This window comes from Brevundimonas sp. (assembly GCF_047617075.1).
Taxonomy (GTDB): Bacteria; Pseudomonadota; Alphaproteobacteria; order Caulobacterales; family Caulobacteraceae; genus Brevundimonas.
Genome location: NZ_JBLGCI010000017.1, coordinates 39,374 through 50,069, shown reverse-complemented (window position 1 = coordinate 50,069; position 10,696 = coordinate 39,374). Strand labels below are relative to the sequence as shown.

Genomic DNA, 10,696 nt, shown 5'->3' with positions numbered 1-10,696 from the left:
GTGGATCGGCCCCTCAGGCTCAGCCGGGCTGAGCCTGAGGGGCTCTGGCGGCGGCGGCGGGGGCGGGGGCGGGGGCGCTGCCCTCGGCGGGACGTCCCAGGCGACAGCCGCGTTGAACCCGTCGGCGGCGCGGCCGCTACGCAGGGTGATCAGATAGACCCGCTCCGTGGTGGTCAGGACCAGGTTGGTCTCCAGCCCCGTCTCCAGCGGTTTGACCAGGACGTGGCTGCGGCGCCCCTCCCCCGGCGCTCCGGACGCTGCGTCCGCGCTCCCTGAAGGCGCCTCAGCGATCTGCCAGCGGACTGTGTCCCCGGCCGCCAGGGCCGTGACGGCTTCGCCGGGCGCCAGGGTCAGGGTGGTGACGCGCAGGGGCGCGGTCCAGATTTCGTAGAGGCGGCCCGGCGACCAGCCGAAGACCTGGACCCCTCCCGCAAAGGCGTCGGACCGGGAGCGGGCGCGCGCGGCCTGGCCGGCGGCGACCAGGGCGGCCCGGCCCTCGAGCACCGGAGTGTCCTGCGCCCATGCCATGTATGGCTCTCCGACGTGCGGCGTGACCGGCTGGCGTGACTCCTGCGGCTCCGGCGGCGCCGGGGTGATGGGGACCGGCGCAGGCGGGCCCTGCGGGCCGAGCGGGACTGGCGCAGCAGAAATCTCGCCTCCGGCCTCCTGCATGGCGGCGCCGGCCGCAGCAGGGTCCGCCGCAGCGGCGCTCGAGGCGTCGACGACCACCGCCGCGGCCGCATCCTGGCGGGTCAGCACGCAGCCCGTGAGCGAGGGAACCAGCGCCAGGGCCGCCGCCCCGGCGATCAGGAAGCGTCGGGGGTCCATGAGATGTCCTCGATCTTCAGGCCAAGGGGATTGCGCATCAGCTCCGCCTCGGTGCGGGGCGGCTCGATCCGGGTGGTGATGAGCCCGCGCCAGCGCTCCGCGGCGGTCTGACGGCCGTCCAGAAAGCGGGTCTCGCGCCACTGCAGGTCCCAGGTGCGCGGGCTGCGCCGCACCACATTGAGGACCTCCACCGTCACAGCCTCGCGCCCGGCTTCGGCGAACGGATCTTTGGCCTGGGCCCAGGCGTTCAGAAACGCCGCCGAGCGCGGCGTAGTCAGGTCATAGGCGCTCAGCCAATTCTCGCGGATGACGATGGGATCGATGGACTTGGAGCGCACATGGCGGACCCAGACGGCCAGGGCATGGGCGGTCTGGGCCTCGGTCGGCTCATAACGTCCGTCCAGGGCCGTGATCCTCTGCGTCTCGCCCCAGTCCGACACCTCCACGATGAACGGACGCACCTCGGCCCGCCGGGCCTGGGCCCACCATCCCGCCCCCAGGAACCCGGCCAGCAAAAGGCTGGCGGCGGCGAAGCGGCGCCAGTTGCGGGCATGGGCGGTCACCAGGCCCATGCGCTCGTCCCAGACCTGACCGGCGCGCTGATAAGGCGTGGCCTGCGGCGCCGAACTCATGGGGCGGCGGGACCGGAAGAAGGGATTCATCTCAGTCCTCCCTCGGGCGAAGCTGGGGCTGGAGCGTTCCGCTGCTCTCCACGGCTGGCATCAGAGACCGGGCGCTGTTGGCGGCCAGATAGGCGCGAAGGGCGCCGGCGCGGCCCGGCCGGGAGGCGGACGGTTCGGACGAAGCGCCTGCCGGTCCGGCGCCCTGGCTCCAGGGATCCGGTGCGGCAGTTGCCCGTGTCTGGGGAAATCCAGGCGGGCTCCGGCGGAGCTGGCCTCCGCCAGACGGGGGGCGGCCGGGTCCCGGAGGCGATGCCGGCGGCGGCGGTGCGTCAGGTCCGGCCCCCTGGCTCCCCGGCCGCGGTCCGAACGGTCCGGGTCCCGCAGAGCGCGGCGGCGCCTGGGCGCCTGCAGCGGCTCGCGACGGTCCAAGGAGAGCCCCGGCCCTGGACAGGCGTCCGGCCGTGGCCGTGATGAGCCCTGCGCCCGCCGCGGCCGTTCCGCCGACCGCCAGAACCCCGCCCATGGCCGCTCCGGCGCCAAGGGCCGGGCCGCCCGTGACCAGAGCCCCGGCGAGGTTGGGAATGAACACCGCCAGCATGGCCAGCAGCAGGCTGGCGACCAGGATGGTCAGGGCCTCATAAAGGTCAGGGTTTGCGCTCGGCTGAAGCTGGTCGAACACCGAGCGGGCGCCGGAGACCACCAGAGCCAGGGCCAGGACCTTCAGACCCGAAGAGACCACATAGCCAAGCGGCCGCTCGGCCAGGAACGCGGACCGCGACCAGATGCCGAAGGGCAGCAGCACGAAGCCGCCCAGGGTGACGATCTTGAACTCGATCAGCGAGACGATGATCTGCAGCGCCAGCACCGCGAAGGCCAGCATGATGCCGATCATGGCCAGGCTCAGGATCAGGGCGTCGGCCAGGTTGCCCGCCACGTCCAGAGGATTGTCCACCGGCGCCGGCGTCTCGCCCAGCGCCCTGACGATCTCCCAGCCCTGGGCCAGCACGGCGCCGGGGTTCAGGAATTCGGCGCGGCTGAGAGATCCCCCGCCTGCGGTCAGGCCCAGCTCGATGAACCCGGCGTAGATGGTCTCGGACAGGGCCTGCCAGTCATTGATCAGCCAGGCAAAGGCGCCGATCAGAAGCACCTTGCCGAAACCCGCCGCCAGCATCTCGCGCTGGGAGGACAGGGCCCACTGGATGCCCGTCAGGGCCACCACCAGCACGATCATCATGCCGAAGATGCCGCTGACCGGGCCGGACAGGGCGTCAAAGCCTTCGGTGATGGTGGTGGAGAACACCACCATCAGATCATTGGGCGTTTGCAGGGTGGGTCCGGCCATGATGCGCCTCAGTCCCGCGCCCGGGGAAACGGATCAAAGGCCGGCGGCGCCGGAGACGCATCGCCCCCGCTCCAGAAGCGGCGCCTGGCCTCCGCCGCCGCGGCCCGTTCAGCGGCCTGGCGCGCCGCGGTCTCGGCCATGAGCCGGGCCTCCGCCGCAAGAACGATGCGCATGGACGCCAAGTCCTCGGCCAGAACCGCCAGCATCTGGGTGGACGACTGAACCGCCGCGGTCTGGCCGTTCGCAGTTTCGCTGGCGCTGAGAGCGCCATGCACGCGCTGAGCGCGGCCTGCGGCCAGCCGGTCCAGCTCGGCCGCCGCCAGGGCCAGATCCTGCGCTGTGCGCCGGGCAGTTTCGGCCCGCTCCTGCCGCTGCCCGGCCAGGGCGCGCGGCCCCAGGCCGGTGAGATCGCTGGCATACAGCTGGTCGAACTGCTGCTGCAGATCCTCCACGCCGGACGCCATGCCCGTCACCGACCCGGCCAGGGCCTGCATCCGGGCGAGGGTCTCGGACGACTGGACCAGATGGCTGTAGGGCGAAGCGGCCAGCATCCGCGCCTCATTGGCCAGCTGGGCGGCCTCGTTGGCCAGGGACTCCAGCTGGCGGGCCGACTGCAGGGCGTTTTCCACGTGGTTGCGCGGGTCGAACACCACGTGCTGCGCCGAAGCTGCGCCGCCTGCGGCGAGGATCGACGCCGCCGCGAAGATGCTGAGCGCTGCAGAACGCCGCCGGTCAGGCGGCGTCAAAGGCTTCAAGGATCTGGTCCACATGGCGGACTCCTTTGGCTTCAAGGAAGGATCGGGCGAAGGCGTCCGGGCCGTGGCTCTCGAGGACGGCGTCGATCAGGGCCTGGTCTTCGGGAGAACTGGCGCCGCACAGGGCCAGGCCTGCGCCTGAAAGCTTCAGGTCGAACAGGCGCCGGCCCTGCGGCTGGCGCAGGTAGTAGGCGCGCTTCGGGGTGGACCAGGCGATCAGCTCCAGCTGGCGCCGGTTCAGGCCGAACATGCGGTAGAGCTCCGCCGAAGCGGGCTCCAGAGCCCGCGGATTAGGCAGGAAGATCTGGGTTGGGCAGCTCTCGATCAGGGTCGCGGCGATGCTGGAGGCCGCGACGTCATCCAGGGACTGGGTGGCGAAAACCACCGCCACGTTCTTCTTGCGCAGTGTCTTGAGCCACTCTCGCAGCCGCCCGGCGAAGGCCGAGGCGTCCAGGAACAGCCAGGCTTCGTCCAGCACCATCAGGGTGGGCCGCCCGTCGAATCCGCGCTCCACGTGGCGGAACAGGGCTTCCAGCACCGGGATCAGAACGGACGGCGCGCCCATCAGCGCCTCCATCTCAAAACACTCGATCTGCGCTCCGGTGTTCGCCTGCTCCGCGCCGTCCAGCAGGGCCCCGTGCGGCCCCTGCAGCGTCAGCGGCTCAAGCGCGGCGGCCGCCGCACGGTCCTGCAGCAGGGCGCACAGCACCGTCAGCGTCCGCTGGTCCTCAGGCGCTTCCGCCAGGGCCGATAGCGCCGACCACAGCTCTTCGCGCAGGGCCGGCGACGGCTCCAGGCCGGCGCAGCGCACGGCGCCGGTCAGCCAGTCCTGGGCCCAGGCCCGCTCACCCGGCCGGTCGATGCCGGCCAGGGGCTGGAGGCTGAGCCCGGCGCCGGGCTCCAGGGCCCGCCACTTCCCGCCCGCCGCCAGGGTTGCGGCCCGGGCGCTGCGGCCCTTGTCGAAGAACACCACCCGGGCGTTGGAATAGCGCAGCCATTGCAGGGCCAGGAAAGCCAGAAACGCGCTCTTGCCCGAGCCGGTCGGCCCCACCACCATTGCGTGGCCCACATCGCCCACGTGAAGAGCCAGCCTGAACGGCGCCGCGCCCCCTGTTCGCGCCGTCAGCAGCGGCGGCGCCTTCAGGCGGGGATCCTGCGCCGGCCCGGCCCAGACCGCCGAGACCGGCAGCAGGTCGGCCAGGTTCAGGGTCGAGATCATCGGCCGGCGCACATCGGCATAGGGCTCTCCGGGCGCCGCGCCCAGCCATGCCTCCACCGCGTTCAGGTCTTCGGTGCGCGCAACCAGGCCCTGGGCGTTCAGCACCCGCTCGATCTGGCGCGCACGCGCGTCAGCCTCCGCATCGTCCGGCGCCGTGACGGCGGCGGTCAGGGTCAGGTAGCCATAGGCGCAGACCTCCCCGCCAAGCGCCTCCAGGGCGCCGTCGCACTCCTCGGTCTTGGCAACCGAGTCCGTGTCGATCAGAGGCGTCTCTTCCCTGGTGATCGCCTCGCGCAGCAGCACCCCCAGTCCCTTGCGCCGGGCGAACCACCGGCGGCGCAGCCGCAGCAGCTCCTGCTCGGCGTCCGCCTTGTCCAGAGCGATCCAGCGCACGCTCCAGCGGCAGGGGAACGGCAGGGCGCCCAGCGCATCGAGCAGACCGGGCCGGGTCGAGGACGGCAGGCCCCGCACCGAGACCACACGCAGGGCCTGGTCTCCGAGACGCGGCGCCGCGCCTCCGGTCAGTGCTTCATCGGCCAGCAGGGCGTCAAGGAACATGGGGCACGGCGGCGGCGCGACCCTGCCCTCCCGGGTCGAGACGCAGGCATGCAGCCAACTCAGCAGCGCCTCATCATCAAGCGGCTCGGCCTCAGGCAGAGCGTCTGCGAGAAGATCCAGCAGGGCGGCAGTTTCCCGCCGGTAGGTCTCCAGAGCAGAGCGCCAGTCCGCGTTCAGCCGGCTCAGGCCATCGAACATCCACCGCTCCAGACGACGGCCGCCGTCGGCCGGAGGCAGCCAGGTCAGGGCGCCGCGGTAGTCGGTCTCGAACGCGGGATCGTCCGTCTCAAACCCCGCCCGCCGTTCGGCGTCCACCAGCCAGGCCACGGGGTTGGTGAAATGGTCTTCGGGATAGGGATCTGCCGGGCGCCGGCGCGCCTCCATGTGCAGGCACCAGCCGGAACCCAGACGCTTCAGGGCGTTGTTGAGCCGGGCCCGCACAGCCATCAGCTCCTCATCCTCAGCGGAATCCAGATCCGGGCCCCGAAAGCGGAAGCCGCAGGTGAAGGAGCCGTCCTTGTTCAGGATGATCCCGGGGGAAACCAGGGCGGCCCAGGGGAGATGGTCCGAAAGACGGTCGGGGCGGCGGCGGTGCTCGTCCAGAAAGCGCATCCGATCACCTCCCTAAGCGTCCAGATGACCAGGCAGCGCCAGATGCCGGCGCAGGACGTCGAACATGCGCCGGTCGCGGCGGGTAGCCAGCAGGCCCAAGGCATGGGCCGCCGCCCACCACAGGAGACCCAGCCACCAGATCCTCAGCGCCAGTCCCAGCACCAAGGCGACCGTGCCCATGAGGATGGCGTAGTCGCGCGGCAGCCCCGCCAGGGTCACCGGCTCGGTCAGGGCGCCGGCCAGCGGCAGATCCCAGCCTTCGGGGCGGCGCTCCATCAGCCGATCTCCAGTCCGCCGGCGAAGCCGAAGAAATCCAGGAAGAAGGTTGAGGCGGCGAACGCGATCGAAAGGCCGAACAGAATGCCGAGCCCCCGCCGCATGGAGGAACCGCCCTCGCTCATGGCCACCCCGGCGCCGAAGATGACCACCGCGATCACCGCCGCGGCCTGAACCACCGGCCCGGTGATGGACTGGACGATCTGCTGGATCGGCCCCTCCCAGGGCATGCCCGAGCCGCCGGCAAGAGCATCGGAAGCGGCCGCAAGACAGATCGCCGCACCGGCCATGAGACTGCGTGAAACCATGCGCTTCATGTCTGCTGCCCTTTGAACATGACGAGCAGAGATCGCTCGCGACTCAAGGCAAGCAATAGAGCGGCTGTTAAGTCAATTGGAGTGAGAAAGTATACTTGCTATATACTTCGGCAAGTCACCGCAACTCGGCGATTGCTGGATATGATGTCGGCTACCAACCGAGCATCGGACCGGACTATTCGACACCAGCCTCATTTGATTGGAGGCAAAGCGTTGCTTCAGGCCTCGCCTGGACCGCAGTCAGGGCTGCGGTTCCGCCGGAACGAGCCGGAATCCGCCCGGGCGGCCACCGGCGCTCCCCCTGAAATACAGCGACGCGTCTTCGTCCTGCAGAATCTCGCGGCAGAGTTCATCCTGCAGGGGCAGGGCCGTGCACAGCCGGCCGCCGCGGACCTCGAACCGCCCTTCCACACGGGGGCGTCCAAGCACAACGTAACGCCCACCGGCGAAGAAGCGCTCGGCGCGGTCGTGGACGACGGCCTCGGGGATCACCGCGACGTTGGAGAACCTGCGCGCGATCTCCTCTTCGCTCAGCGGGCGCAGCTGGTCAGGCGTCACAAGCGCCGCAAGCACCGACATGGCGAGTCCGAAGTTCAGCATCGAGCGGCTTCCGTGTTCTGCTCTCAGTGAAATCGCACAATACGGCCGGGCGCCTCCGTGACAAACCGATCCCGCCCGTCGCTTACTCGACTGCGGTCAGCGCATAGCCTTCCTCGCTCCAGCCCTTTACCGCCAGGATCTGGTCGATCCGGCGCCCGGCCGGCGTCCGCGAGATCTGCACGATCAGGTCGATGGCCTGACCCAGCGCCCGGCGCGGGGGCGCAGGCGTAATCTCGGCGATCAGGTCCTCCATTCGCGTCAGCGCCTCGGCGGCGGAGTTGGCGTGCAGCGTCGCCAGTCCCCCGGGGTGTCCGGTGTTCCAGGCCTTGAGCGTCTCCAGCGCCGCGGCCCCGTCGCGGATCTCGCCGATGACGATGCGGTCAGGGCGCATGCGCAGGGCGTCGCGCACCAGATCGGCCACCCCGATGACGCGCGGATGGCGGCGGGTCAGCACCGGCACCTTGTCCCAGGCCGAGCACTGCAGCTCGGGCACATCCTCGATGAGGAAGATGCGATCATCCGCGAACGCCGGCTCGGCCAGGATGGCGTTGGCCAGTGTGGTCTTGCCCGAGCCCGCCCCGCCGCAGATCAGCAGGTTGCGGCATTCCTGCGCGGCTCGCCGGAGTGCGTCGGCCTGATCCGCGCTCAGCACCTCCTGTTCGACATAGTCATCGAGCCGCCAGATGACCGCCGGGCGCTTGCGGATCGACCAGGCGGGAGCCGCCGTCACCGGCGGCAGGAAGCCCTGGAAGCGCTCGCCTCCGGGCAGCACACCGGACAGGCGGGGATCCTCCCTCGTCACCGGCGCGCCCACATGATCAGCCACCAGACGGATCACACGCTCGCGCGCCTCAGGCTCCAAAGCATCCTGCGCCCGCGCCCGGCCGGCCCCAAGGCGGTCGATCACCAGACGGCCGTCGGGGTTGGCCATGATCTCCACCACAGCCGGGTCCTCCAGCGCCTCGCAGACCACAGGCCCCAGCGCGTGGCGCAGTGCCTCCAGCTTGCGGGCGGCGCTCAGGGCGGCGCCCGTCATGAAGACCCGGTCCCCTCGCCTTCCCGCTCCGGCGGAACAGAGCCGCCGCTGATCAGGCGGGCGGCGACGGCGTCCAGCATCCTGTCGATCCTGACCTCGACCGCGGCGAGGACCACCGGATCCTCGTCCACGGCCGCATCGGGAAGGCGCAGGAAGAAGGCGCGTGCGATCTCCACCGTCAGCTCCTGGACGATCTGCATGTCGCGCCGGGTCGATCGCATGTGGTCCCGCAGCGACCTTTCCAGAACAGCCAGCCGATCCTCGGGATCGGCGGTCAGCCTGCGGGCGAGACCCCGCGCCACAGCGCGTCCCGCGGTCTGGCTCAGGGAAAGACCGGACACGCGGGCTTCCCGGTTCAGCGCTTCGATCACGCGCGGGTTGCTGAGATAGACCTGAACCCGGGTCGTGGCGCCCTCACGGCTCATGGCGCTCTCCCTGCAGGCTGTCTAACGCCGCCTGCTGGGCGGCGAACTCGGTTGAGACCCGCTCATAGGTCTCGGCCGCCCGGGCCGCGACGCGGCGCTCGTGAATGGCGGCTTCCACCTCCTTGAACAGCGGCAGGGCGGCGGCGGGATCCTCGCCCAGCGCCCGCCTCCCCTCCCAGGGATGAGGCGGGCGGCCGGGCGTATCCACAGGCGCACCCGGCGCGGGCGGCGCGATGCGCGCGCGCCTGGCGAAGGGCCGGCGGCGGTCGTACTTCATCTTGCGCGTGCGCAGTGGCCGGTGACCGGCCGCGAAGACAAGCTGAGTGTCGTCCGGGAGGGCGCGGATCTCACCGGGCTCCAGAAGCGGGCGTTCGATCTCCGAGCGCGAAACCGAGGCATTGCCCCCCGAAAGCCCAGCCGGCCGGCTGCGGCTCTCGCGGGGCTCCAGGACCGATCCCGTGAGCCTGGACACCTTGTCCTGGGTCAGCGGGTCCAGGGCGCTGAAGGCGGTGTAGACGTGACAGTTGTCCAGGATGGTGTTGTGCGCGCCGTAGGTCTCGACGATGTCGTTGAGGGACTGGGCCACGAACATGGTCTTGATGCCGTAGCCGCTCATCAGCCGCAGGGACTTCTCGAAGAAGGCGAGCCGGCCGAGAAGCGGAAACTCATCCATCATCATGAGCAGTTGCCAGGCCTTGGGCCGGCCCGCGGCGTCGCTCTTCTCCTCAGCCGTCAGCGCCTGGGCGGCGGCGTAGAAAAACAGCCGGACCAGAGGGCGCAGCGCCGCCGCGTCGGCGGGCGCGACCTGCACATAGAGGCTGACCGGCGCGCGGGCGCACATCAGATCGCCCAGCGCCAGGTCCGAGGCCGACAGGGCATGCTCCAGATCCTCGCCCGCCAGCCATTTGAGATAGCTGCGCGCGGTGCCCTGAACCGAGGTGCGGAAACGATCATGCATGGCCGCATAGCCCTTCACCGCCGTGGCGATGAAGGGATGGGTCTCAGGCGTCCCGTCCGGCCCTTCGCGATGAAGGGTGCGGTTCATCATCTCGGCCGTCTCATCCAGATCGGCGATGAGTCGGCGCACTGTGAGCAGGGTCTTTTCGTCGTCGGGCGCCGTGTAGAGGACGTGCAGGATCACCGCCTCGAGGATCTCCGACGCGGCCTTGTCCCAAATCGCCTCGTCGTCACGAACCCCGCCGGGATCCGCCAGTATCGCCACGAGACGCTGCACCTCGGCGAGCTCCTGCGGCCCCGGCCGGATCTCGGCCAGAGGGTTGAACCGGGCGGAGGCGGGATCGCGCGGCGCGAACCGCAGCACATGTGAGAATCCTGAGCGCCAGCCCGCGCTGACAGCCCAGAGTTCGCCCTTGGGATCATGGACCAGTGTGCTTTCGGGCCAGCTCAGAAGCGTCGGAAGGACATGTCCCCGCCCCTTGCCCGACCGGGTTCCGCCGGTGACCAGGGTCGGGCGAAGGTCGCCTGTGGCCAGCAGCCGGCCGTTCATCTCGCCGATGATGCAGCCGCCGGGGTCCCGCAGGCCTGCGGCGCGCGCTTCAGCCATGCCGCCCCATCCGCGCCTGCGCGTGGCCGGCCGCGCAGTCAGAGCCAGGCCGGCGGCGAGGGTCAGGCCGAAGCCAAGCAGAAAGGCCGGGGCCGCCGCAGCCATGCCTGGCTCCGCCTCAGGAAACCGCGCCCGCCAGTCCAGCAGCGCCCAGGGCGGATAGATGGCGATGTCCGGGCCAGGCCGCATCGCGGCGCCCAGGACCGGATCAAAGCGGTAGACCCAGGCGAACGCCTGGGCCGCGGCCTGTCCTCCCGCCACGAGTGCGACAGCCAGCGCCGCCAGCCGCGATGCCATGCGAGCTCCCATGCAGGCGATTGGCGCGGCACATAATGGCGACTTTTCGGCGACTTTGGAGGCGCGGAGACCGGCTTGGCGTCCGGCCGCACGAATATATGGAGCAAGCCCGTGACCACTTGGGGCAGCGGGGTTGCGGCGCGCGCAGATATATCTGCTCCTTCCGGTTGGCGGGCGTTTAGCGCCAAGCTGGGGCTTCTCACCCATTAAGTCGTCACAGTTGACGACTTAAGGGCGATAAAGC

Annotated in this window: 11 protein-coding genes; all 11 read right to left on the bottom strand. The window is 70.4% G+C overall.

The window, feature by feature from the left end:
• Nucleotides 1-828: TrbG/VirB9 family P-type conjugative transfer protein (locus tag ACI8U3_RS14020; protein WP_415015487.1), on the bottom strand; the 828-nt coding region annotated here is incomplete at its 3' end.
• The gene (gene trbF, locus ACI8U3_RS14015; protein ID WP_415015486.1) at nucleotides 807-1,490 is read right to left on the bottom strand and encodes a conjugal transfer protein TrbF; all 684 of its coding nucleotides are present in this window, start codon (nucleotides 1,488-1,490) and stop codon (nucleotides 807-809) included. The genes ACI8U3_RS14020 and trbF, both read right to left, overlap by 22 nt.
• A 1-nt stretch (nucleotide 1,491) precedes the next feature.
• A complete protein-coding gene (gene trbL, locus ACI8U3_RS14010; RefSeq protein ID WP_415015485.1) occupies nucleotides 1,492-2,793 on the bottom strand; it encodes a P-type conjugative transfer protein TrbL in 1,302 nt (433 codons plus the stop codon).
• A gap of 8 nt (nucleotides 2,794-2,801) precedes the next feature.
• On the bottom strand, nucleotides 2,802-3,563 hold the full coding sequence (locus ACI8U3_RS14005) for a conjugal transfer protein TrbJ (RefSeq protein ID WP_415015484.1): 762 nt from the start codon (nucleotides 3,561-3,563) through the stop codon (nucleotides 2,802-2,804).
• On the bottom strand, nucleotides 3,526-5,937 hold the full coding sequence (gene trbE / locus ACI8U3_RS14000) for a conjugal transfer protein TrbE (protein ID WP_415015483.1): 2,412 nt from the start codon (nucleotides 5,935-5,937) through the stop codon (nucleotides 3,526-3,528). The genes ACI8U3_RS14005 and trbE overlap by 38 nt, the downstream gene beginning before the upstream one ends.
• 12 nt (nucleotides 5,938-5,949) lie before the next feature.
• A complete protein-coding gene (locus tag ACI8U3_RS13995; protein ID WP_415015482.1) occupies nucleotides 5,950-6,213 on the bottom strand; it encodes a VirB3 family type IV secretion system protein in 264 nt (87 codons plus the stop codon).
• Nucleotides 6,213-6,530 (bottom strand): TrbC/VirB2 family protein, encoded by a 318-nt coding sequence (locus tag ACI8U3_RS13990; protein WP_415015481.1) that lies wholly within the window; start codon nucleotides 6,528-6,530, stop codon nucleotides 6,213-6,215. The genes ACI8U3_RS13995 and ACI8U3_RS13990 overlap by 1 nt, the downstream gene beginning before the upstream one ends.
• Nucleotides 6,531-6,770: 240 nt before the next feature.
• Nucleotides 6,771-7,130 carry a hypothetical protein gene (locus tag ACI8U3_RS13985; protein ID WP_415015480.1) on the bottom strand — a complete coding sequence of 120 codons (360 nt, stop codon included), beginning with the start codon at nucleotides 7,128-7,130 and terminating at the stop codon, nucleotides 6,771-6,773.
• An 82-nt stretch (nucleotides 7,131-7,212) separates the two neighbouring features.
• Nucleotides 7,213-8,166: a P-type conjugative transfer ATPase TrbB gene (gene trbB, locus ACI8U3_RS13980; RefSeq protein WP_415015479.1), complete on the bottom strand. Its 954-nt coding sequence runs from the start codon at nucleotides 8,164-8,166 to the stop codon at nucleotides 7,213-7,215.
• Nucleotides 8,163-8,591 carry a hypothetical protein gene (locus tag ACI8U3_RS13975; RefSeq protein ID WP_415015478.1) on the bottom strand — a complete coding sequence of 143 codons (429 nt, stop codon included), beginning with the start codon at nucleotides 8,589-8,591 and terminating at the stop codon, nucleotides 8,163-8,165. Before ACI8U3_RS13975 ends, trbB begins: the two co-directional genes overlap by 4 nt.
• Entirely contained in the window at nucleotides 8,581-10,452 is a 1,872-nt protein-coding gene (locus ACI8U3_RS13970; protein ID WP_415015477.1) for a type IV secretory system conjugative DNA transfer family protein, read from the bottom strand. Before ACI8U3_RS13970 ends, ACI8U3_RS13975 begins: the two co-directional genes overlap by 11 nt.
• Nucleotides 10,453-10,696 lie beyond the last annotated feature (244 nt).

Bases quoted from the DNA above. Each gene is read 5' to 3' on its own strand.
- trbF (WP_415015486.1), bottom strand. From the start codon at position 1,490: ATGAATCCCTTCTTCCGGTCCCGCCGCCCCATGAGTTCGGCGCCGCAG.
- trbL (WP_415015485.1), bottom strand. From the start codon at position 2,793: ATGGCCGGACCCACCCTGCAAACGCCCAATGATCTGATGGTGGTGTTC.
- ACI8U3_RS14005 (WP_415015484.1), bottom strand. From the start codon at position 3,563: ATGTGGACCAGATCCTTGAAGCCTTTGACGCCGCCTGACCGGCGGCGT.
- trbE (WP_415015483.1), bottom strand. From the start codon at position 5,937: ATGCGCTTTCTGGACGAGCACCGCCGCCGCCCCGACCGTCTTTCGGAC.
- ACI8U3_RS13995 (WP_415015482.1), bottom strand. From the start codon at position 6,213: ATGGAGCGCCGCCCCGAAGGCTGGGATCTGCCGCTGGCCGGCGCCCTG.
- ACI8U3_RS13990 (WP_415015481.1), bottom strand. From the start codon at position 6,530: ATGAAGCGCATGGTTTCACGCAGTCTCATGGCCGGTGCGGCGATCTGT.
- ACI8U3_RS13985 (WP_415015480.1), bottom strand. From the start codon at position 7,130: ATGCTGAACTTCGGACTCGCCATGTCGGTGCTTGCGGCGCTTGTGACG.
- trbB (WP_415015479.1), bottom strand. From the start codon at position 8,166: ATGACGGGCGCCGCCCTGAGCGCCGCCCGCAAGCTGGAGGCACTGCGC.
- ACI8U3_RS13975 (WP_415015478.1), bottom strand. From the start codon at position 8,591: ATGAGCCGTGAGGGCGCCACGACCCGGGTTCAGGTCTATCTCAGCAAC.
- ACI8U3_RS13970 (WP_415015477.1), bottom strand. From the start codon at position 10,452: ATGGCATCGCGGCTGGCGGCGCTGGCTGTCGCACTCGTGGCGGGAGGA.